Genomic DNA, 21,261 nt, shown 5'->3' on the forward strand with positions numbered 1-21,261 from the left:
TGAATACAATGAATTACAAATTATCGATTCTCTTGATGATCCTCATCTTCCTAATTGGATGCAATAATTCTCAAACTGGCATAAGTACGATTAAAGTTGGGAAAACAGGTAATGAGGTTAACGCGTTTATTGGTCAAGATCTCCATTTTAAAACAAATATTTACTTTCCTGAAGGAATTAAATTGCTGACAGTGAAATTTGAACCAATAAAAAAGACAGATTGGTCCTATGTGAAGGATTATACTACCGATGTCAAACAACATAATCAATATCATTTAAGCGGGGTTATACCTATTCCAGTGTATTTAGCAGTCGGAATTTATAAATTATGTATCAAAGCAGTTTCGGAAGTAGGAGAAACTGCAGAGGAGGAAACTGAGATCAATCTAAAAGTAGATAGTTCGATGCCATTTGCCTCGAAAATTGATGTAGGTCTTAATGCGAAGAAAGATAATCTGCATCTGGAGTCAGAAATTACTGCCTCCAAAAAGATTAAAAGTGTAAAGGTTCAGCTTAAATTGGGTTCATTTTCCAAAACCTATACTTATAATACAGGCGCGATGATCGGCGCTCTACAACATACCTTTCATGAGCATCTGGACCTAAAAGACTTTAAAAATGGGAAATATGATGTTATCTTCATCGTAGAAGATCAGGAGGGGAGACTATTTGAAACAAAAGGAGATTTTATAAAATAACAACGCTCATCATTTTTCATACTCATTTTTAGGAGGTTACTTGATTTAGTAATATCTACCAATGCCTAAGATAGTTTGTAATGGCTAAAGTCTTAGGCTGTGAAATTTGTAGTCAATAGAAAAGTTTGTTTAAATTTTTATATTGACTGCAATATATTATCGATCAGTCACGACAATGGCATAGCAATTATCCATATTTAGACTTATTTTTTCAAATTTTCCAAGTAAAAGCATTTTGTCTATTATTCTTGAACCATCAGCGAAATTTTCAAAAATATCAATAGGCAGTGGTCTGTACTTTACTGTTGTTTTAATAAATTGTGAAAAGAAGTAGGGGTCTAAGCCACCAAATTCATTCGGGACGTTAAGAGAAACTTCTATAACTTGACCTGTTTTGCTGTTTTCAAATCCACAATGAATCCCATGAATGTCGTATCTCCAATCGTCAAGTTTTCCTATTTGCCTTTCATCCCATTTATATTCATCAAAAGTATCCAATGGAAAATCTCGATTTAACTTCACCTTGAGTTTACCCACTAGTTTGATTATCAACTCTTCACCCAACGTCCTGTAATCCTTTGCACATTGCTCAAAGAGATCTTGATGGTCTTCAATATCCTTATCAGCGATAAGTTTCGCAATATTTATCTTCGGTTCAGAAATGTGTATTCCAACCTGAAAACCTTGAAGTTCTTTTTTTAGGTCGTGCCCTATGGTTTCTCTTTCATTTTGAACGCTTTCCCCGAAGATAAGCATTAGTTTTCTTTCTCTGGGAATGGCACGAATTGTTTCAAGATCAGGAATTTCCGCAAGCGAATTTATCGTAATTATATCGATTAATCTATTCAATGGTAACGATTTTAAATTGGTATGTAATAGAAGTTTATCTAACATTATTTGTTAAATATAAAAGTAGTAAAGTTATGGCAGAAATACCTTAAGCTGGAAGAAAGATAGGAGGGTGTCTATTTTAAAATTTTACATCAACAATGACAGTTTAAAGAAGATCCAGCAAAATACCTTTTTTAGAAACCGTTATAATTTGATTAGAATTGTACAAGGAAACTTTATCGCTTACGCTGGTGTCAGAATCATTGATCATACTTGAATGGAAAAGATAAGACAACTTTTTCTACGAACAGTTTTAAAGCATTAAAACAGGTGAAAATCTAAACAGACAATTTATGAAAACGATATTCTTTCTTTTAGTTATGGGTATGGGAGTTACCGGATGTAACGGGTGGCACAAGTATTCGGACTCTGATAATAAAATCATCAACAAAATACCCCTCAGAAGCGGTTTGCAGGAAATTGATACACTTTGGGTTTCGCAAAATGACACAGCAGTTTTTAGGTCGCAAGAATTAATACAGCGATATCCTGATCGAAACGCTCGATTAGGGCTACGTTATGAATTGCGTAATCCTCAAGATGGAATCTATTATTTCATTTATAACGATAAACAACAGCTAGTGCAGGAGGGAAAATATACAGCACAGTATATTTATGAAGGAATAACATACGATGGGAATTTCTATAACACAAAAAGATATTTTTATAAAAAGAATGGACGTCTGAATAGTGTACATTATCAAGAAGACGGCAGAAATTTCAAATTAGAACAATTTGCTAAGGACGGGCAACTGACTAAAATAACCTATTTCAATAAGAAAACAGGCGAAAAAGAAAAGATTGAAATTTATAAAAACAAGAAACTAAAGGAAACCCGGATTTATACAGCCTTTAAGACTTATCGCACGATAAAATCTTTTTAATATTTAGCTTTACATCAGTAGCTTAGCATATGTAAGATAACATATGCTAAGCTTATGAATCAATAACATTATGATTGATCATGTTGTTACGGCATTGGAATTATGGTCAAACCTAACTTTTCATATTCAATCTTTCTTCTTGAAGATCGAGCAATCGAAGATGTTTCCTGATAATTTCTTCATCTAACAGAAGCTCCTCGCGGTTTTTATTGATAAGCCATGTTCTTTGCGTTTCGATTATGTCAATATAAATACTTCGATATTCAGCGAAATTAATGATGATTTCAGAACTGCTCAATTGATTTTCATATTTTTGCAATTGATCTTTCAATGTTGGAAAACTATCTATTTTGTGAGCATAATCTTTACGAATTTTATCCACTGCCACTTGAGCGAGGTTGTTCTGAATTTCATAATCGATTTCCTTTTCACTTCGAGTAAAATCCTGATCTATTTGAGGGAATTTCCTTAATAAGAAAGGAAGCGTAAGTCCCTGGACAAGTAATGTTAAAAGGATGACGACAAAGGTGATGAAAAGTATGAGATTTCTTTGAGGGAAAGGAGTTCCGTCCGCTAAAGTCAGGGGAATTGAAAGTGCCGCGGCCAATGAAACAACACCTCTCATTCCGGTCCAACCAATGATTAAAGGAGTTTTCCAGCCAGGAGATTTGGCATCAGCAACGGTAATGTAATTTCTCATAATTAAAGTCGTTATTACCGCCGCATAACCGGAGAAAATTCTAACAAGAACCAGCACTACAGTAACAGCTATTCCATAACCGATTGCTGTATAAATATCAGTATCTCCCAAACCAAAAACAATTTCAGGTAAATCTAAACCAATGAGCATGAAAACAATTCCATTTAACAAAAAGCAAAAACTTTCCCAAACTGTTACAGTACGTATTCTAGATGCACTGCTCAAAAAATCATGACTACGATAAGATAGGAATAATCCGCCACTTACCACCGCCAAAACTCCCGACGCATGCAGTTCCTCCGCCGCCAAATACATCGAGAAAGGGGCGATAAAAGTGAGCAAAATATCAGTATTAGAATCTGTCGGAAGTATTTTATGCATTTTCAGAAAGATGTATGCAAGTGCAAGCCCGATGCCTACGCCACCAATGCACATCCATACAAAACTTCCCGCCGCTTCGTACCATACAAATTGCCCGGTTGCCGCAGCAATCATCGCAAACCTGAAAATGATTAAAGAAGAAGCATCATTCAGCAAACTTTCGCCTTCGAGGATTGACGCCAATCTTTTAGGCACCTTCACAAATTTTAAAATTGCTCCAGCACTTACTGCATCGGGAGGCGAAACAATTCCCCCCAATAAAAACCCTAAAGCTAAAGAAAATCCGGGGATGAAATAATTAGCGAAGATGGCTACCGATAATGCCGTAAAAAAAACGACTACGAAAGCGAAACTGAAAATAATTCTGCGCCATCGCCATAGCTCTTTCCATGAGGTTGACCAAGCGGCTTCATACAGCAACGGCGGTAAAAAAATGATAAATATTAACTCTGGTTCTATTTTTATTGGGGGTACTCCCGGAATAAAACTTATGGAAAGACCAGCTAATACAAGCAAAACAGGATACGCAACCTGAATCTTTTTCGCCAACATGATCAGCATGGTGATAAGCAAAACCAAAAAAAGATAAAATTCGAAATTTTCTAGCATGTGTAAATTTTAGTTACATAAATATATATTAAATTTTTAGCAACATTTACAACCTATTTAAAATTTAAATGAGTTGTAAATGTTGTCATAGAAATAATGTGTGATGCGTTTTTCCAATTTCCATATGTATCCAGCATCTAATAGTTTTCGGTGTAAAAGATTGTTGCTATAATTTTTATTCCGTACAGATTAAGCAGATCCGGTCTTCATTACGACTATGGTATTTTTAAACAATTAAAACAAACAGTAAGGTCGAGCTGTATTACTTATTCACGACAAAAAAATATCATTATGAAAGTTGCCATCATCGGAGCATCCGGATTTATCGGATCAGTTATTTTAAATGAAGCGCTGAGTAGAGGTCATGACATAACCGCGATTGTCCGAAATCCAGAAAAAGTAACGGTTTCCGATCCACGTCTTAACGTCAAAAAAGGAGATGTTATAAAAGAAGAGGAGTTGGTCAGCCTTTTGAAAGGAAACGAAGCTGTTATCAGTGCTTACAGCGCAAATGACTCATCGACCTATGTAAAGGCTATCACAGCTATTATTAATGCTACGAAAAAAGCAGGTATTACGCGATTATTAGCAGTTAGCGGGGCCGGAAGCCTCGAAGTAAAACCCGGAGTACAATTGTTAGATACCCCAGAATTTCCCGCTGAATGGAAGGACGGTGCTACTGCTACACGTGACGCATTTGACGTTATCAAGCAAGTGACCGACCTGGATTGGTCTGTGTTGAGCCCAGCCATGGTGATCGAGCCCGGCCCGCGTACAGGTGTTTTTCGCTTAGGGAAAGATCAAGTGTTATTTAATGATAAAGGAGAAAGTAAGATTTCTACAGCCGATTTCGCAGTAGCTTTGCTCGATGAGCTGGAACGACCCGCACATATCAAACAACGTTTTACGCTTGCTTATTAAGCTTGGAATAATTGCAGGAATATATATTAAATAGGAAACAATGCTGTAATGTTTCATAACAGCATTGTTTCCTATGTGATCTGATATACATTATGCGATTGAAATGGTTTCATCCAGGTAAATTTCTTGAATCGCTCTAAGAATTTCTATGCCATCTTTGAGCGGACGCTGAAAAGCTTTTCTACCCAATATTAGCCCTGTACCTCCGGCTCGTTTGTTTATGATCGCTGTTCTAATAGCCTCAGGAAGATCGCGTTCACCTTTCGATTCACCTCCTGAATTAATAAGACCAATTCTGCCCATGTAGCAATTTGCTACTTGATAACGGCAAAGGTCAATAGGATGCATGGATGATAAATCCGTGTACATTTTAGGATTGCTTTTTGCAAAATTAATGGTCGTGAATCCGCCATTGTTTTCCGGAAGTTTTTGCTTAATGATATCAGCCTGTATGGTTACACCTAAATGATTGGCTTGACCTGTAATATCTGCTGAAACTTCATAATTAACGTTATCCTTAGTAAAACTATTATTACGGGTATAGCACCATAAAATGCAGGGCATTCCTAACTCATGAGCTCTTTCAAAGGCTTCGGCAACTTCTACAATTTGCCTGTTTGAATTTTCTGAACCAAAGTAAATCGTAGCACCTATTGCAGTTGCCCCTAAATTCCAAGCATCTTTTATACTCCCAAACATAATTTGATCATACTTTGTAGGATAAGTAAGCAATTCATTATGATTTATTTTAACGATAAATGGAATTTTATGTGCATATTTTCTAGCCATTATAGCAAGATTCCCAAAAGTTGTTGCAACAGCATTACAACCTCCTTCGATAGCAAGCTTGATGATATTTTCTGGATCAAAATACAAAGGGTTCGGAGAAAAAGAAGCACCAGCAGTATGTTCTATCCCTTGATCAATTGGCAATATTGATAAATATCCGGTATTAGCCAGATGCCCATGTTTGTAGAGTGCCGCAAGATTTCTAAGTACCTGAGGATTGCGGTTGCTTTGCAGGAAAATCTCATCGATAAATTTTGGGGAGGGAAGGTGAAGTTGTTCCTTCAAAATTTTTGGTGTATTAAAGCCTAGCAGATTTTCGCCTTCGGCACCTAATTCTAATAAAATATTTTTATAATTCATAACGTGATGATATTATTATAAATAAAGTACATTGTGATAATATGCAGTGATTTAAACTGTTATTACAATTAAAGTTAACTAATGATTTCGATAGTCCCTAGTTTTTAACATATTATTTGAAGGTTAATTTACAATCTTAATTAAATAGACATCTTGTGCAGGATTGCATTCGGAATAAGAATTCTTATAAAAAAATTTAGTGCAGAAGTTTTTGATTCAAAGGGTATAGAGGATGATTGGGGAAATCGAACATCATCATGCTTTCCAATACCTTACATAGGTCATGATGAATATATATAAGATAGTTGCTTGAAATCTCAGGTTAAAGAAAGTAGAGGTATAGCTCATAATAAGCACTTCTAGCTATTTAAAACCGGCTGATTGGTTTTCTATTTCAAATCCGCGTTTTTGAAATCAAATGGTATCCGCTCAATCGAATTTTCATTTTCGATCATCAGTTCAATTTTGATTTCGTCTTTTTCGGTTGCTGCCATATCTTTTTTCAATTTAATCAGCTTATATTTCATATTTGTACGCTTATCTGTCAAAGTGAGGTTATTGTAACCGTGGTCTAAGTCTTCATTAACAGCTATTATTAAATCTTGATTTTTAGTAGATCGATACGCATACATTAAGTCAAAAGACTTGAAATCAATGCTTTTATAATCCTCCCCATTATTGGTTTTATACCTAAAATCTGGAAATGCTTTTTGTATGTTGGCAGAATCTACAATTGAAAAATAAACAGTTGGATTTGCTTTTACTATACTTTTATCTATTAAATTGATGTTTTTTTCTAAACCTTTCAGTTTACCCAAATTGAAATACGATTTTTTATTTTCTGATGGTTTGAAGTATATGATCGTGCCTTTAATATCAATTTTATGATATTTTTTATTTTCCTCAAGTTCGTACCTTGCTACAACATTAGCTCGTCTGAAAGAATTTTCAAATATATTATTGTGCAATATTTGTCCCTTATTATAGGTCGCAGTAAGCGTATCTATTTTAATCAGGTGAAATCTGTCGTTGGGCTTATTTTCAAGTTCTAAACTTATCTCAATTTCATTGTACATCTTAATGGTGTGAGAAAGTATTACTTTTTCTTGTGAATAAAGACAAATAGGAATCATTAAAACCAAAAGAGTTGTGAGATTTTTCATTTATACTTTGGAAATCATTAAAATACTGTCATTGCTTCATTTAGTTATGCTTAGAGATCGATCGTGAGTAAACGATAATTATTTAGCCGTTATTTAATCCCTCTTGATACTATAAATCTTACCAAATTCACTATTTGTATCATGTTGCATTGACTTTATTTGATCTTTAGTAAATTTTATTGTTGCGTCTGCATAATCATTTTTATATTTCTTTAACAAGTCGGAAAGTCCAGAATACTTTTTCGTTGACATACTATGTGTTTTAAAAATCAAAGTATCGCCTTTTACTTCATAAACCTTATACAGCGTATAGGTATCATTTTTTTCTATTTTGTATAGATCATCAACTTTTGGATTTGCCAAATATTCAGTTTCATTAACCGAATTTTGATAAACAGTAAAGATGATCATGCAGAATAATAATCCTATAACAAATAATCCAAAATAATGTGTAATCGGTCTTTTTGCTTTGGCAGATGCCATGAAATAGTCTTGCTTCATTTTTGGACTCATTTCATTTGCATATAGAACTTGTTTGCAATGACTGCATTGGCTCATTTCTTTTTTTGAAGTTGGAAAAATAGGAATCCAAAAAATATGAAAATAGCGGGCTAAAAATAAAAAAGTAACAGTCCCTTTGCTATTGCAATTCTCACAGTCGTAAGACAGCATTTCTTTTGAATTTAAGATCTTTGCTCTTGTTCCAAATATTATCATAGCCTGATTTTATTAGGTTTTATTTTTCCGGATTCTATTTTTTAGTTCTTTTAACAGTTTCGTACGACTTTTAGTTTTTATTGTATAGTCCGCTAGTGCATTATTGTTGATATTTTCTGCATTTGGGCATAGTTATACTAGTAATAAGTTTTAAAGCAGTTATCTAAAGTGCATCGTTGCTGTTAGCAGTAATAAAAATACATTTAATAATCAAAACCAAATAGTAGATTTACAATTCGCGAAACATGTTTTACAATTCGTGTAATAAGTCAGTTTATTCCCTTAAACTGATTTAATAACAGTATTTTAGTAAATAGAAGCTACTTCGAAAATTGCGTTTTACGAACCAAAGTCTACTTGTATATACGGATCAGGTCGTATATGTTGGCAAAATATATGCGCTGTAAGAATATGGATGCGAAAGAAAAAAATGGAAAGTGCAATTTTACAGTAAATTACATCAATACTTATTGTATATAGACATCGTTATCAATGATTTATTTAGGCTTATGAAAAGTATAAACGTATTACTGGTTGTAGTTGTTTTGTTGTTCCAGACCTTGTGTTTGGGACAAACTCAAGAACATACGAAAATAGACTTCATTGTTACTAATGATTATATGTCCGAAAGAAATCTTTCTTTGATGGGAGGGCCGATCCCAGTAAATTATAAGAAAGAGATTAAAGAAAGTTTACGAAATAGTTTTGTTGAGTTTTATGATGACAATAACAATATTATAGCGGAAAAATACTACAATAAAATAGGTGCATTATATCATACGAATCAAAACTTCTATGACAGCAAGAACCGATTAGAAAAAACACTTGAAATTGACGAATTTAAAAACGACACCTGCGTTATTCAGTATCAATATACGGACAGTTTAAATCTAGTGGTCCATAAACAAGTTAGTCGTTCATGTTCAAGTAATTTTCTCGATTTTTATTACAGCTATAATGAAAAAGGTCAGAAAATTAAAGAAGTACTGAATGAGAACAACACTTTCCTCCGTAAAAAAGTCATTCTGGAAATTTCTAAAAATGAAAGACAAATAAGCTCGTATGATCAAGCAAACCGTTTATCAAATTATCAATATAAGTATAATAACAAAGATCTGCTTATATACGAAAAACGTAAAGAATGGGATTATGTGCAAAAAGGAGAATATTTTGAAATCGGTGGCGAATATGAGTATTTGTATCAGTATGATCAAAATGGCAATTGGATAGAACGCATTAAACAAACCTATTGTCCAGCAAAGAAGAAAGTCGCAACAAGTAAAAAAGTGGATAACAAAAAAAGTCTAGTTAAAACAGAGGAACCAAAACTCCTCGAAAATATTGATTACAATTGCGAACCTGAAATCAAAGAGAAGCTGATCAGAAAAATATATTATAAGTAGAAATTTCCTTAAAAACAGAATGGTTATTTTCAGCGAGAGTTTCAATATTTACTCTTAAACGATCGAATCCAACGTATGTCAATCGAAATCTTGTTAAATTACATTGGCAAATATCTGGTTTTGAAAATATGGATCGCTCATGTGACTATAAAACAGACTTTCTGTGGTATTCTTATCGCAATCAACAGATTTGTGGGACTCTTAAATAAATTAAAGAACCTCCAGCTTAAAAAATATCAGAAGTTCTTTAATTTAAGTAGTAAGAATAACCTCAGCTTCGAATTGTTATTGTTGAGCAGCCCAGATTTCAATTTCAATTTTAAGTTCCTCGAGTCCTAGTCCCTTTACATAAGCAATAGTCATCGAGGGATAGACTTTCCCGAATAATTCTTCCCATTTTGCATTTAGAAAGTTCCAGTCAATCTCTTCCGTAGCCCAGATGTTGACTTTTATAACGTCATCAGAAGATAAATTTTGACTATCTAGAAGCTGGCCTATATTTAGAAATGTATATGCCACCTGTTCATTCATAGATGATGGAATGGATCCATTATTATCAATACCTATCTGACCAGAAAAAGTATATAGATTGGAATTTTTAGGAATGATCGTAACATGTGAATAGTTCCCGACAGGTGCCGGAACATTTTTAGGGTTTAACCTCGTGACTTTTTGCGTGTTGTTCATACTCATTTTTTTAAAATAAAAACTATAAATTTTGTGAAATAGTGATGCAAATCTATGTTATGGAAGATCTTAGCTATTTCGAGTACAAAAGTATAGGTGATATTTATTGTAGAATTGGATAAAACCGACAGTTCTACATAAAAATGATTCAGATTGGTAAAGAAAGCATTTAGAGGATGGATTTGATCATTTGGAAGCATCCCATAGAGGGAAATTCAGCAACTTTTCGTTTGCATTAAGCATGAATCTTTCAGGGTTGGTCCCAGTAAATCCTTTGAACTCTCTAATATAATGAGATTGATCAAAATAGTCGTTTTGATATGCGATTTCTGTAAGATTGTTAAAATCAGCTTGTCGTAAGTTGTTTAAACCAGATTGAAAACGCATAATTCTTGAAAACATTTTTGGAGGCATACCCACATATTGTTTTATTAATCGCTCGAGCGAGCGTTCCGACAAATTCATTTCTATTTGAGTTTCTTTAAGCGTTTTTCCGTTTTGAAGAAATAAGGATGCGATTGTAGCTTTCTCAGTATTGCGCTCTACTTTGCTTATGTGTTTTAATAAAAAGTTGGAGATAATTTTAATCTTTTGCTTTAAAGAGACTGCATTAATAAGTTGTTGAAGAATTGGTTCTGTTATAATATCTTCTAGGGGAACTTTTTGATCATTAAATTCGAAAGCATCTATATTAAAAATAGTTTTTAAAGCTGTTGGCTGTAAATAAACTCCAATAATCCTAAAATTACCCATAACGCGATGCTCTATAAACTTAGTTGACTGCCCCTGTATATACAACTGCGGTGCTGCCTGAGCATCCATATCAAAAAAGAGGTTTGGCTTTTCTTGAAAGATCAATGTAGGTATGCCATCTGGGATGATCTTAAATGACTTAACGCTAAAATTATCTGTGTCGTCTTCCAATACCCAAAAATATCGGATGTAGTCTTGTAAAGACGTTTCAGGAAGGAACTCTTGATAATGCATTTGTTTTTCTTTTAAAATTTAAAAATACAAAAAATGATGAAGAATACGGAGATCCTTTTCTTATGATCCAGCATCTTTTCAAAGCTTCTATAGAGTCTTATGTCCCAGTTTATTTAGGAGTTTTCGTTTATAATTATCATTTTTAATCAAATAAATTGAATTATACTTTTTGCAATAAAAATTTATGGAATTATCTACACCTATTAGAAGAATCGAAAGCACAGATTTTGACTTTGTTTACGATTGCTTGTGTGCACTTGAAAATGAAATCTTAGATAAAGAAATTATTGAAGAGATATTCAATAACAATATTAAAAACCCAAATTATTATTATTTGATTGCTGAAAATTTAGATGGGAAAATGGGATTTATAACTTTCCATACGCAGTATCTGTTACATCATAGTGGACTGGTCGGCGAAATTCAAGAATTCTACGTAACACAGAATTTCAGAAACAAAGGAATAGGGCGAAAATTGATTAATGAAATTATGGAGATTGCTGATCAAAATAACCTGAAAAGTATTGAAGTAACCACAAACAAAAAGCGAATTGAGAATATTGCCATATATGAAAATCTTGGATTTAACCTGTCTCATAATAAATTTACGATATACAAATAAGCTAACTTGAACACAATTCCTAGAGAAATGCAATAATAACCACTCATTAAAAATTAAAATGAAATTTAGAGTAGCAAGAGTCGGAGATATCCCGCAGATACAAGTTGTGAGAAATGCCGTCAAGGAAAATATGCTTTCAGATCCTAATCTGGTAAGTGATGAGGACTGTGAAGATTTTTTAATAAGAAGAGGGAGAGGCTGGATATGTGAAATTGATCAGAGGATCGTTGGCTTTTCAATTGTTGATCTAGTTGACTATAATATTTGGGCATTGTTTGTACATCCAGACTATGAAAAACAGGGCATTGGAAAACAACTGCACGATGTTACGCTGAATTGGTATTTCGATAAAACAAAGCAAACTGTTTGGCTGGGAACTGCACCCGGTACAAGAGCTTCAATATTTTACAAAACTGCGGGTTGGAAGGAGGTGGGTATGCATGGAAAAGGTGAGATCAAATTCGAAATGACATTTGAAGCTTGGAAAACCTTAAATTCTGATTAGTAATATGGTCTATATTTAATTAGCTGATTTGTAATTTTTGACATAATAGGGTGACTTCTTAAAAAAAAAGTTGAAGTGTTGGTAAATAGAAATTTAAAATAGAATGTGGTAGATAATATGGAGAATTATTTTAATATTGTGCATTTTGTTTTGTACAGAATGATTTATAAACTACATTTAGTTACGGAAAGATTTAATCCTATAAATCTTATTCATAAACTTCCTTTTCAAAAGAGGCGTTATCAAGAATTGGGAATAGATATTTATGATCAAATTAATCGCATATGGGGAGATAAGCAATCTGGACTAAGTATTCAAGCTGCTGGCGGTTTTTTATGCGGTGTCTTAGGGCTATTTTTCTTTTCTTTATTAATGTTATTTAGAGTTCAAGTATCAATATTTGTGATGCTCGGACCTGTAATTGCATCAATTACAGCTTGTTATCTGTTAGTTTTTAGGGGCAATAAATATTTAGCACATTTTGCTAAATTAGAAAAGTGTACAAAGAACGATAGACGTAAGTATAACTGCTTGACGGTAGGATCTATATTTTTAGTTTTTATTTTTTTTTATGCTTGTCTCGTTATTTAATGTCTGTAACTGATCAAGTAATTTTATTTCAATTGATACTTAATTAATACTGGATTGAATAGGGCTAATTTGACATAGTCTTAATGATAAATCAGTAAAATTGGTAAGAGATTCCGTGATTTATATACCATATATTTTCTATTAAATTAGGATTTTTGTCCTGGATGTAAATAAATAGATTGTCGAAGACCTGAGTTAAAAACAATAACTATTCAAGAAGGTTATACATGTAGTCATGACGACCGAATGCAATTTTCATGTAACACCAATAAATAGAAGGATATGGAACAAATAAAAAATGAAATATTTGAAAAGGGAAATCAAATAACCAATGGATATTTTACAGGAAATGCATTTCTAAATCTGTTGCAAGAAAAAGATGAAAATAATGATTTTGCCCTCGGCAATGTTACTTTTGAATCAGGAGCAAGGACAAACTGGCATACACATCCAAGAGGTCAGGTATTGATTATCACCGATGGTACAGGCATTTATCAAGAAAAAGGTCAAGTCGCCCAGTTGATTAAAAAAGGGGATATCATCAATATTCCTGAAGATGTGGAGCATTGGCATGGCGCATCTGCAGTAAGTGGCATGATCCACATTGCGATCACCAATTATAAAGATGAAGAAAATGTGACCTGGTTACAGGCTGTTTCAGAGGAAGAATATGCTATTGCCAACAAACAAATACAAAGATGAAAAATATATTCAAATTACCATTTTTGACAATCCTGGTGATGCTAATAAGTAGTCAAATCATATTTGCACAAAGCTCAGTTCAGGATACTACGATTAATAGCAATAAACAATTGGTGCGAATTTCAGAAATTGAAGTGTATCCGAAAGATTTTGATGCATACTGTGCTATTTTAAAAGAAGAAGCAGCTGCCTCTGTAAAATTAGAACCAGGTGTAATAGCCATTTTTCCGATGTACATTAAAGCTGATCGATCACAGATCCGTATTTTGGAAATTTACGCCAACGACGAGGCTTACCAGCAACATCTGAAAACGCCACATTTTCAAAAGTATAAAACGACTACGCTTACCATGGTAAAATCATTGAAACTACTTGACATGTCTGTATTAGACAAGGAAACAATGTCTGATATATTCAAAAAATAGAGAGTAGCAAACTGTGGAATGACATCAACTTTGTATTTTTATGATCAAACTTTAAGATAGCTGAAGATTTGAATTGACAGCTTAATACTTAATGAATTTAGTTCTGCGTGATTAGTGTAAAACACTATAATCGGAACATGACAGCGGTGAGCATGATACTTTTAGATCGATGTCGGCGCCGCAGTCAGGTTCTGTCATCCTACTTTCTAAAGGTTTAAACGGAAATTCTTATATTTAACGTTATGCTAACCTTTAACAAGATCTTTCTTTTTCTAATCATTTGGTTTTTATACCCATCAAACGGCTATAGCCAAAAATCTGTCATGATAACACAGCTCCAAAAACAATATGGTGGAACATGGATTGACAGAAAAACGACTAGATGCCTGCAGATAACTTTTGATAATGACCAATTTGTAACGATCATCGACTGGACCCGTAAATACCAAAGCCGAGAGCATGGCGATGTCTATAAGGCATATATCAAGAAAGACACATTGGTCATGCCCGAGGATAAGGATCACCATGCACCTTACAGTGAAATTACGATAGAAAACAATAAACTGATATACCGGACCAAGTCTACCGGTATACAGAAAATATCAATCTGGGATAAACAGGTATTTTCCCGGAAGTGATACCTTTGTGCATTTAGCCCATTCGCAAAAATTTACAAGATGGATGAGTAATTTCTATTTTTGGGAACTTAAAAAAGCTTGTCAAATTTAAATCTAAGCTATTCACCATCTTGTTTTCACTTCATGAGTAATAGGTATTATTGAAGTAGATATTCCTAATGCGATGACTCCCTATCATAGGCATGACTATAAAAGATTTTAAACCTAGAACGGAAATTTTATCGCCTGCTCAAAAATCGTTGTACTAAATCGTGACTCGATAACCCGTGCTGTACATAGTGGTCCTACGCTGATCAGTGAAATTTCACATTTATCTTCTCTCCAAATTCTAATAAATTTCTAATAAATTTCTGTTGATCCTCTAATGGCGTGTTAGCGGTATGCATTTTATATTTGCAACACATTTAAACAAAAACAATATGGACTCAGGCCCCCATTCAAAGAGACAAGAGATAATTATTTAATTGCCCGCGAATCATCATAACCTTGTTTTATGCCGATTGCAGGCCAAAAACAACGTTATGTTTCATTTTTCAAAACTATTTAAAAAATATACACACGATCTTGTCGTGTATGACTGCTCAATCGCTTCAGTTATAAGACCAATGATGGTGGTCGCTATAGTGGATCGCATCTGTGACAAGCAAAATTACCCTTTCAGGTACCTCTTTTTAAGATTATCATCCTCACTGTTATATACGGTCAGGTATAGCCTCACACACACTAAAAATAGGAGGGCCAATGACACTATTTGAATTTATTTTAAGATTATCTATCGCATTTGCACTTGGTGCAGCGATCGGCACTGAACGTCAATGGAGACAGCGGATGGCCGGACTAAGAACCAATATGTTGGTATGTCTTGGCGCCTGCATGTTCGTTTCACTTGGGGTGAAAGTTGGCGGAGATGCTTCTGGTAGAGTAATATCTTACGTCGTAAGTGGCATCGGATTTCTTGGTGCAGGAGTAATAATGAAAGACGGTGTGAACGTAAGGGGACTAAATACAGCAGCTACCCTGTGGTGCTCAGCTTCCATAGGAGCATCCTGCGGATTGGGATTTCTTTCTGAAGCCACCATCTTTACCGTCTTTCTGATCATTACGCACGTGCTGATGCGTCCTTTAGGTACAAAGTTAAGCCGTATACCTGTAAATAGTGCTGATAATCCAGTCGCGTATCTCTTAATTATAAAATGCAGACAAGATGTGGAGAATCATTTGAGGGTATTGTTACTTCAGTTCACTGGAAGTGATGAAAAACTGTTGTTAAGATCGCTAAAAAGTACTGATGATGGAGACGCAAGCAGAGCAATAATAATGGCTGAAATACTGGCAAATAGCAATGAAGATGCGATTATGGAGCGGATTGCGGGACGATTAACGATTGAACATGAAGTTTCTGAAGTTAGCTGGAATAAAGCTGGTATGGAGAATGATCTTTAGCCCCATCGTAGATAGATTAATAACCCAAGGACCAATATCCAAAAACTAATAATTATTTAAAATATCTGATAATGATTGGGGTGATATCGCTTCATTTCCAATTGTATAACTAACAATATCTATTTAATATCATGATTAACGTAAAAGAGCGCTTAAAAGATAAAACGATTACTGACAGAAGAAAAATTATGTCAAAAGGTAGTGATGAGGCTGCTGCGACCAAGCTGCAAAATGTTTCAAGATCGGATCAGGATTTTTATTTCGCCATGCTGGAAAGCCATATCGGCGGTTTATCTTCTATACAAGCCAAAGAGAGGTTAAGTAGATTTGGCTTTAACGAGTTGCACCATGAACAAGCGCCTACATGGATAAAGCAACTATTTCAGGCATTTATCAACCCCTTTATTGGCATACTTCTTATTATTGCCACGATCTCCTTTATATTGGATGTATGGTTGGCCAGTCCCGGGGAGACCGATTATAAAACGGTTGTAATGGTCGGTATTATGGTGATGGTAAGCTCTCTACTCAGGTTCTTTCAAGAATACAGGAGTAATCGGGCCGCTGAGCAACTTAAAAGTATGGTAAAAACTACCGCGACAGTTTTAAGGAATATGACTGAAAAGGAAGAGCTTGATATTAAGAAATTAGTGCCTGGCGATGTTATTTTGCTCTCTGCGGGAGATATGATTCCAGCAGACTGCCGTATCGTAAAATCTAAAGATCTCTTTGTAAGTCAATCTATGCTGACAGGAGAGTCTCTGCCCGTAGAAAAGAGAAGTTTGGCTGTTCGGGACGCTGAAGAGAAACCACTGGTAGAGCTGGATAACATCTGCTTTATGGGAACCAATGTGGTAAGTGGTTACGCGACAGCAGTTGTCGTCAATACAGGAAATCAAACTTATTTTGGCACACTCAGTAAAGTTATTGTGGGTAAACGTGCCGAAACAAATTTTGATATCGGGGTTAATAAAGTGAGCTACCTTTTGATCAGTTTTATGGTCGTCATGGTGCCCTTGATCTTCATGATCAATGGATTCGTTAAAGGAAACTGGTGGGATGCACTGCTTTTTGCAATTGCCGTTGCCGTAGGTCTGACCCCAGAAATGCTACCCATGATCGTAACTGCAAATCTTGCAAAAGGGGCAGTGAATATGAGTAAGCACAAAGTGATTATCAAAAGGCTCAATGCCATCCAGAATATAGGAGCGATGGATGTGCTGTGTACAGATAAAACGGGTACGCTGACTATGGACAAAATCGTTTTGGAAAGACACTTGAATATTTTCGGACAGGAAGATGAAGAGGTACTCAAATGGGCTTATCTGAATAGTTTTCATCAAACAGGCCTTAAAAACCTGCTCGATGTTGCTGTCCTCGAACATGTGGAATTACATGACTACCTGAAAGTGGAAGAGCATTTTTTAAAAGTCGATGAAATTCCTTTTGATTTCCAAAGACGTAGAATGTCTGTTGTGTTAAAACAACGAAATGGTAAACATCTGCTCATCTGTAAAGGAGCGGTAGAAGAAATGCTTAATTTGTGCAGTCACGCCTTTGATCCGGGAGATGATAAACAGCTACATATTCAATCAGATCAGGTAATGCCTATGGATGAAGCGATGCGGAAGATGATTTTAAGAACTTCAAATAAACTAAATGAAGCAGGGTTGCGAGTTTTACTGGTTGCTATACGTGAATTTGATGACAGAGCACTGAATTATTCCTTAGAAGATGAGCAAAATATGACGCTCACTGGATTTATCGGTTTTCTTGATCCTGCTAAACCTTCCGCTAAAGCAGCAATTGAAGCATTACAGAAGTTAGGTGTGAATATTAAAGTATTGACAGGTGATAACGAGATTGTCACCAAGAAGATATGCCAAGATGTAGGTATTCCTTTTGATCAGGTACTTTTGGGGGCTGAAGTTGAAAAAATGACTGATATGGAATTAAAGGAACAGATTGGAGAGGTTTCTATTCTGGCAAAATTAAGCCCGGTTCAAAAATCTCGGGTTGTTAAAATACTTAAAGAAAAAGGTCATACAGTTGGTTTTATGGGTGATGGTATTAATGACGCAGCCGCACTTAGAGATGCCGATGTAGGAATCAGTGTCGATACAGCTGTGGATATTGCTAAAGAAAGTGCTGATATAATTTTGCTCGAAAAAGACTTGATGGTTTTGAGAAAAGGAGTAATTTATGGGAGGAGAACTTTTGGAAACATCATCAAATATATCAAAATGACTGCGAGTAGCAATTTCGGAAATATGTTCAGCATGTTGGGCGCCAGTGCTTTTCTGCCATTTCTACCGATGCTACCGGTGCAAATATTAGTGCAAAATTTACTATATGATGTATCACAGGTATCTATTCCATGGGATAGAATGGATGAAGATTTCATTGAGAAACCTAAAAAATGGGATGCTTCAGGCATTAAAAGATTTATGCTTTATATTGGCCCAATTAGCTCCATCTTCGATTATGCGCTATTTGCAGTTATGTTCTTTGTTTTTAAAGCGAATAGTCCAGAACACCAAAGTCTATTTCAGAGCGGCTGGTTTATTGAAGGACTACTTTCACAGACATTGATTGTTCACATGATTCGCACGCGAAAAATTCCATTTATCCAAAGTTGGGCTACTGCGCCTGTAGTGGCGTTAACTTCACTGATTATGGTTATCGGGGTATTAATTCCGTTTTCACCTTTTGCAGGTGCATTATATATGCAACAATTGCCACTGAGTTATTTTCCTTGGCTTATAGCCATACTAGCTTCTTACTGCACACTGACACAGTTTGTTAAAACATGGTATATCAAAAAATTCAATCAATGGCTATGATAACGAAATAGCCAAATGGCTTAATCCGTTTAAGAATTTGTTTATCAATGTTGTATTGCTTCCTACCTATAGGGCTTAATCGGAATCAGGGATTATTTGAAATGCTAGTCGCTAAGACGTTGTATACATACGTCTTAGCGTTTTAAAGAAGCGATATTATTCCTCATTTCCACTTCAATTGTTTCGCTTTAGCATTATCGTAAAAAATAAATAGAAGATCTTTTTAAAATGATCACATTTTTACAACTAAAACAAGTGGTACTATACTTCCATTCTGCTTATATATATCCCAGCTATAATTTAAAATTTTAAGTCCTGTTATAGGATAAGAAAAAAGGCGACAGGATTCTTCACTTTTTTCCTTTAAAATGGTGTATGAGAGGATGATCGTTTCTTTTCCTTGAATCTGGATCTTAAAACTATGGTCTCCAGGGGTATCGTTGAAGAATATAATCTCCATAAATCCATTCATTGGGGAATTTTCTGAACCTTTAATGATACGCCAGTCATAAAATGGTATGCCAGTTTCTCCAACACTGACACTTATATTCTTTTCGCCAAAAGCATCTGTCAAGATGAGGTTGGAACCACTTTCCTTATCTGTGAAGGTAAAGTCAATACGTCGAGGAGGTGCTTGGTTTAAGATATTATCACAATTACGGTTTTTTTTACAGCTTGCTATTAAGCAAAAAGTTGCAACTAGGATTAAAATTGGTGTAATTAACTTTATATTCAAGATTAAAATAGATAAAGACACTGAATTATCCCGCTTGTGGTAATTTTTTAAATAAATATATTCGTTGATTTATGTTCACGATAGGGATGGATCAATCTCTTGAATGCAGCTGATAGGACTTCTCACATTTCACCGTTTTTTAACTTACTGTGATTGATAGAATTGACAATACCTACAATTCCTTGATTATTTGGCATAGCTTTGGCAATGATTTCATCAGTAAATAGTAAATAAACTATTTATTATACGATCGTCTTTTGTAAATACACAAATATTCGACTAAGTTCATTTTAGAAGTTTGTTTTTACATCATGACTTAAATAATAGAAAGTAGTATTTTACATTTAATGCATTAAACATGCACAATCAGAATTTTCAGTTGATATACCTTAATAATTATTTAAAAGGATAGCATGAAACCAATAATGCTTTTGATGACAGTATATGTACTTTTCTCTTGTAGTCATAGTGCTAAAATAGAGGCTACTTATATTGCAAAGGACCACAATTGCGACTGTGAAAAGACGGTCGGAATAGACCGTGTTTTATTTGCCACGAACATTCGGTTGAAAAATGAGAAAAATAGGAGGGTATTGCTGTTTAATTGTGCTACTGTTCATACTGGCATTGCATCTATTAGTGATGCCGATGGTAAGAATGAACGTGAAAAATTTATCTATGACTTGGATTGTATCTCTGCAATAGAACAAAGTCAGGAACTGTCTGATGATTTTAAATATTATACGGAATCGATGCAATCTTCCGAAGATTTTTTTCAAAGCCTGAATGAGGAGAAGAAGTTCTTTTATGAGCTTACTTTTGAGAAGCAAAAGATCAAATCAATCTTAAAAGTGGAATTAGATTGAAAAAACTGTACATCTAGATAGATAGAGTAAAACATGATCAGGCCAAATGAATATAAAGTTCACGACGTGAACACTACAATAAACTAAGGAATACTAACTTATTAATTTTAAATTATTCGTCATGGGAACACTATTGTTAAGCGGAACGTTTCTCTACTTATTATCTTGGACAGGCCAAAATAACCTTGCAAAGTATCCATATGCAGATTCAGTCGTTACCGTTCAAGTCGAACAAAAACAAGAAAATAAACCGGTCATGATTTTAGAGGCATTTCAGATTCTGGATAGCGATGGCGGTTCTGCAGAAGCTGTATTAAGTATGGACAAGGATGGAAAGTGCTATGTGGGTAAAGAGTTTATCGGTACTATTACGGCAGCAGGAGAATTGAAGTCCGACACAGGAGAGCTATTGGTCCATTTAAAAGGTAATGAGTTACTGTCCAGTGACGGAAAAGTTTCACTCGTCATTAAAGAAGACGGTACAATTTCAAATGGCTCTGGTAAAGATATCACTTGGGGACCGGATGGTATATTAAAAAATATGGAACTGAGTCTAAAAATTGTTCCTGTAGACAGTAAAGCAAAAAGAGCGGCTTCCCTTCTCGTATATTCCTTTTTTGGTTCCACAGAGACGGAAGTTCAGAAATAGGGTTTTGATACCATAACAGATCAAGAAGTAATATCAGTTATCTAAACTGAC

At 34.7% G+C, this 21,261-nt stretch carries 22 protein-coding genes; 14 read left to right on the forward strand and 8 right to left on the reverse strand.

The window, feature by feature from the left end:
* The first annotated feature begins 8 nt into the window (after positions 1-8).
* Positions 9-698 carry a hypothetical protein gene (locus WH188_RS14475; RefSeq protein ID WP_339424226.1) on the forward strand — a complete coding sequence of 230 codons (690 nt, stop codon included), beginning with the start codon at positions 9-11 and terminating at the stop codon, positions 696-698.
* A gap of 156 nt (positions 699-854) precedes the next feature.
* Here WH188_RS14475 and WH188_RS14480 read toward each other — a convergent pair whose 3' ends face one another.
* A complete protein-coding gene (locus tag WH188_RS14480; protein ID WP_339424227.1) occupies positions 855-1,547 on the reverse strand; it encodes a DUF6896 domain-containing protein in 693 nt (230 codons plus the stop codon).
* Between the two features lie 335 nt (positions 1,548-1,882).
* Here WH188_RS14480 and WH188_RS14485 point away from each other — a divergent pair, with 335 nt between their 5' ends.
* On the forward strand, positions 1,883-2,473 hold the full coding sequence (locus tag WH188_RS14485; RefSeq protein WP_339424228.1) for a hypothetical protein: 591 nt from the start codon (positions 1,883-1,885) through the stop codon (positions 2,471-2,473).
* A 112-nt stretch (positions 2,474-2,585) separates the two neighbouring features.
* Here the strand turns inward: WH188_RS14485 and WH188_RS14490 are convergent, their stop codons facing one another.
* On the reverse strand, positions 2,586-4,163 hold the full coding sequence (locus WH188_RS14490) for a Na+/H+ antiporter (protein WP_339424229.1): 1,578 nt from the start codon (positions 4,161-4,163) through the stop codon (positions 2,586-2,588).
* A gap of 291 nt (positions 4,164-4,454) precedes the next feature.
* Here WH188_RS14490 and WH188_RS14495 point away from each other — a divergent pair, with 291 nt between their 5' ends.
* Positions 4,455-5,084 carry an NAD(P)-dependent oxidoreductase gene (locus tag WH188_RS14495; RefSeq protein WP_339424230.1) on the forward strand — a complete coding sequence of 210 codons (630 nt, stop codon included), beginning with the start codon at positions 4,455-4,457 and terminating at the stop codon, positions 5,082-5,084.
* A 90-nt stretch (positions 5,085-5,174) separates the two neighbouring features.
* Here WH188_RS14495 and WH188_RS14500 read toward each other — a convergent pair whose 3' ends face one another.
* The 3 genes from WH188_RS14500 to WH188_RS14510 all read right to left on the reverse strand — a co-directional run bounded on the left by WH188_RS14500 (position 5,175) and on the right by WH188_RS14510 (position 8,113).
* On the reverse strand, positions 5,175-6,233 hold the full coding sequence (locus tag WH188_RS14500; protein ID WP_339424231.1) for a class I fructose-bisphosphate aldolase: 1,059 nt from the start codon (positions 6,231-6,233) through the stop codon (positions 5,175-5,177).
* A 389-nt stretch (positions 6,234-6,622) separates the two neighbouring features.
* Positions 6,623-7,396 (reverse strand): hypothetical protein, encoded by a 774-nt coding sequence (locus WH188_RS14505; RefSeq protein WP_339424232.1) that lies wholly within the window; start codon positions 7,394-7,396, stop codon positions 6,623-6,625.
* Positions 7,397-7,489: 93 nt separating this feature from the next.
* Positions 7,490-8,113 (reverse strand): zinc-ribbon domain-containing protein, encoded by a 624-nt coding sequence (locus tag WH188_RS14510; protein ID WP_339424233.1) that lies wholly within the window; start codon positions 8,111-8,113, stop codon positions 7,490-7,492.
* 509 nt (positions 8,114-8,622) lie between these two features.
* Here WH188_RS14510 and WH188_RS14515 point away from each other — a divergent pair.
* Positions 8,623-9,516: a hypothetical protein gene (locus WH188_RS14515; protein WP_183913076.1), complete on the forward strand. Its 894-nt coding sequence runs from the start codon at positions 8,623-8,625 to the stop codon at positions 9,514-9,516.
* A 285-nt stretch (positions 9,517-9,801) separates the two neighbouring features.
* On the opposite strand, the gene WH188_RS14520 is transcribed toward WH188_RS14515, so the two are convergent.
* Together WH188_RS14520 and WH188_RS14525 are read right to left on the reverse strand one after the other, a co-directional pair.
* On the reverse strand, positions 9,802-10,203 hold the full coding sequence (locus WH188_RS14520; protein WP_183913074.1) for a RidA family protein: 402 nt from the start codon (positions 10,201-10,203) through the stop codon (positions 9,802-9,804).
* Positions 10,204-10,389: 186 nt separating this feature from the next.
* Positions 10,390-11,190, reverse strand: coding sequence for an AraC family transcriptional regulator (locus WH188_RS14525; RefSeq protein ID WP_339424234.1), 801 nt, complete (start codon positions 11,188-11,190; stop codon positions 10,390-10,392).
* Between the two features lie 184 nt (positions 11,191-11,374).
* Between WH188_RS14525 and WH188_RS14530 the strand changes: the two genes are divergently transcribed.
* The 8 genes from WH188_RS14530 (at position 11,375) to mgtA (ending at position 18,959) form a co-directional block, all read left to right on the forward strand.
* On the forward strand, positions 11,375-11,812 hold the full coding sequence (locus WH188_RS14530; RefSeq protein ID WP_183913069.1) for a GNAT family N-acetyltransferase: 438 nt from the start codon (positions 11,375-11,377) through the stop codon (positions 11,810-11,812).
* A gap of 58 nt (positions 11,813-11,870) precedes the next feature.
* Entirely contained in the window at positions 11,871-12,317 is a 447-nt protein-coding gene (locus WH188_RS14535) for a GNAT family N-acetyltransferase (protein WP_183913067.1), read from the forward strand.
* Positions 12,318-12,434: 117 nt separating this feature from the next.
* On the forward strand, positions 12,435-12,908 hold the full coding sequence (locus WH188_RS14540; protein ID WP_339424235.1) for a hypothetical protein: 474 nt from the start codon (positions 12,435-12,437) through the stop codon (positions 12,906-12,908).
* A 282-nt stretch (positions 12,909-13,190) separates the two neighbouring features.
* Positions 13,191-13,610, forward strand: a complete 420-nt coding sequence (locus WH188_RS14545) for a (R)-mandelonitrile lyase (RefSeq protein ID WP_168126571.1) — start codon at positions 13,191-13,193, stop codon at positions 13,608-13,610.
* Positions 13,607-14,035, forward strand: a complete 429-nt coding sequence (locus WH188_RS14550) for a putative quinol monooxygenase (RefSeq protein WP_168126572.1) — start codon at positions 13,607-13,609, stop codon at positions 14,033-14,035. Before WH188_RS14545 ends, WH188_RS14550 begins: the two co-directional genes overlap by 4 nt.
* A 323-nt stretch (positions 14,036-14,358) precedes the next feature.
* A complete protein-coding gene (locus tag WH188_RS14555) occupies positions 14,359-14,673 on the forward strand; it encodes a hypothetical protein (protein ID WP_168126573.1) in 315 nt (104 codons plus the stop codon).
* A gap of 741 nt (positions 14,674-15,414) precedes the next feature.
* Positions 15,415-16,116 carry an MgtC/SapB family protein gene (locus WH188_RS14560; RefSeq protein WP_132839825.1) on the forward strand — a complete coding sequence of 234 codons (702 nt, stop codon included), beginning with the start codon at positions 15,415-15,417 and terminating at the stop codon, positions 16,114-16,116.
* A gap of 131 nt (positions 16,117-16,247) precedes the next feature.
* Positions 16,248-18,959 carry a magnesium-translocating P-type ATPase gene (gene mgtA, locus WH188_RS14565; protein ID WP_168126574.1) on the forward strand — a complete coding sequence of 904 codons (2,712 nt, stop codon included), beginning with the start codon at positions 16,248-16,250 and terminating at the stop codon, positions 18,957-18,959.
* Between the two features lie 232 nt (positions 18,960-19,191).
* On the opposite strand, the gene WH188_RS14570 is transcribed toward mgtA, so the two are convergent.
* Positions 19,192-19,695 (reverse strand): hypothetical protein, encoded by a 504-nt coding sequence (locus WH188_RS14570; protein ID WP_168126575.1) that lies wholly within the window; start codon positions 19,693-19,695, stop codon positions 19,192-19,194.
* A gap of 413 nt (positions 19,696-20,108) precedes the next feature.
* On the opposite strand from WH188_RS14570, the gene WH188_RS14575 reads away from it, so the two are divergent.
* Positions 20,109-20,561, forward strand: coding sequence for a hypothetical protein (locus tag WH188_RS14575; protein WP_168126576.1), 453 nt, complete (start codon positions 20,109-20,111; stop codon positions 20,559-20,561).
* 121 nt (positions 20,562-20,682) lie between these two features.
* Entirely contained in the window at positions 20,683-21,210 is a 528-nt protein-coding gene (locus WH188_RS14580) for a hypothetical protein (RefSeq protein WP_339424236.1), read from the forward strand.
* Positions 21,211-21,261: the final 51 nt, after the last annotated feature.

It is taken from the genome of Sphingobacterium sp. MYb388 (genome assembly GCF_037479535.1).
Taxonomy (GTDB): Bacteria; Bacteroidota; Bacteroidia; order Sphingobacteriales; family Sphingobacteriaceae; genus Sphingobacterium; species Sphingobacterium anhuiense.

Coding starts and splice junctions, on each gene's coding strand:
- WH188_RS14575 (WP_168126576.1), top strand. CDS start 20,109: ATGAAACCAATAATGCTTTTGATGACAGTATATGTACTTTTCTCTTGT.
- WH188_RS14510 (WP_339424233.1), bottom strand. CDS start 8,113: ATGATAATATTTGGAACAAGAGCAAAGATCTTAAATTCAAAAGAAATG.
- WH188_RS14485 (WP_339424228.1), top strand. CDS start 1,883: ATGAAAACGATATTCTTTCTTTTAGTTATGGGTATGGGAGTTACCGGA.
- WH188_RS14505 (WP_339424232.1), bottom strand. CDS start 7,396: ATGAAAAATCTCACAACTCTTTTGGTTTTAATGATTCCTATTTGTCTT.
- mgtA (WP_168126574.1), top strand. CDS start 16,248: ATGATTAACGTAAAAGAGCGCTTAAAAGATAAAACGATTACTGACAGA.
- WH188_RS14540 (WP_339424235.1), top strand. CDS start 12,435: ATGGAGAATTATTTTAATATTGTGCATTTTGTTTTGTACAGAATGATT.
- WH188_RS14525 (WP_339424234.1), bottom strand. CDS start 11,190: ATGCATTATCAAGAGTTCCTTCCTGAAACGTCTTTACAAGACTACATC.
- WH188_RS14555 (WP_168126573.1), top strand. CDS start 14,359: ATGATAACACAGCTCCAAAAACAATATGGTGGAACATGGATTGACAGA.
- WH188_RS14545 (WP_168126571.1), top strand. CDS start 13,191: ATGGAACAAATAAAAAATGAAATATTTGAAAAGGGAAATCAAATAACC.
- WH188_RS14515 (WP_183913076.1), top strand. CDS start 8,623: ATGAAAAGTATAAACGTATTACTGGTTGTAGTTGTTTTGTTGTTCCAG.
- WH188_RS14475 (WP_339424226.1), top strand. CDS start 9: ATGAATTACAAATTATCGATTCTCTTGATGATCCTCATCTTCCTAATT.
- WH188_RS14520 (WP_183913074.1), bottom strand. CDS start 10,203: ATGAACAACACGCAAAAAGTCACGAGGTTAAACCCTAAAAATGTTCCG.
- WH188_RS14490 (WP_339424229.1), bottom strand. CDS start 4,163: ATGCTAGAAAATTTCGAATTTTATCTTTTTTTGGTTTTGCTTATCACC.
- WH188_RS14580 (WP_339424236.1), top strand. CDS start 20,683: ATGGGAACACTATTGTTAAGCGGAACGTTTCTCTACTTATTATCTTGG.
- WH188_RS14500 (WP_339424231.1), bottom strand. CDS start 6,233: ATGAATTATAAAAATATTTTATTAGAATTAGGTGCCGAAGGCGAAAAT.
- WH188_RS14535 (WP_183913067.1), top strand. CDS start 11,871: ATGAAATTTAGAGTAGCAAGAGTCGGAGATATCCCGCAGATACAAGTT.
- WH188_RS14550 (WP_168126572.1), top strand. CDS start 13,607: ATGAAAAATATATTCAAATTACCATTTTTGACAATCCTGGTGATGCTA.
- WH188_RS14495 (WP_339424230.1), top strand. CDS start 4,455: ATGAAAGTTGCCATCATCGGAGCATCCGGATTTATCGGATCAGTTATT.
- WH188_RS14560 (WP_132839825.1), top strand. CDS start 15,415: ATGACACTATTTGAATTTATTTTAAGATTATCTATCGCATTTGCACTT.
- WH188_RS14530 (WP_183913069.1), top strand. CDS start 11,375: ATGGAATTATCTACACCTATTAGAAGAATCGAAAGCACAGATTTTGAC.